Genomic DNA, 432 nt, shown 5'->3' with positions numbered 1-432 from the left:
TTTGGATCTACTCGTGCAGAAGCACGTCAGTTAGTTTCGCACAAAGCGATCCTTGTAAATGACAATGTTGTAAACATTGCTTCATATCAAGTGAAAGCGGGCGATACTATCTCTGTTCGTGAAAAAGCAAAGAACCAATTGCGTGTTAAAAACGCAGTTGAATTGGCGGGCAACCGTGCGCCAGTTGAGTGGGTCGAAGTTGATACAAGCAAGCTTGCTGGTACATTTAAGTCAGTACCAGAGCGTAGCGACCTAACAGCTGAAATCAACGAAAACCTAATCGTCGAGCTTTACTCTAAGTAAGCTTTGTATCTACAACATAACGTATAGGGGCGTATATGCAGCGTTCAGTAAATGAATTCTTGAACCCACGTAACATTGAAGTTCAGGAATTAAGTGCAACACATGCGAAGGTGGTTCTAGAACCATTAG

The 432-nt window shown here is 42.6% G+C and carries 1 protein-coding gene; it reads left to right on the top strand.

Annotated elements, in window-relative coordinates; genetic code table 11:
* The coding region (rpsD, locus tag A3739_RS07220; protein ID WP_082878310.1) for a 30S ribosomal protein S4 at positions 1 to 303 on the top strand (303 nt) is incomplete at its 5' end.
* Between the last annotated feature and the right edge of the window lie 129 nt (positions 304 to 432).

Source organism: Oleiphilus sp. HI0067 (assembly GCF_001635735.1).
The sequence above is the reverse complement of the archived record's forward strand: the minus strand, read 5'-3'. Positions and strand labels throughout refer to the sequence as shown.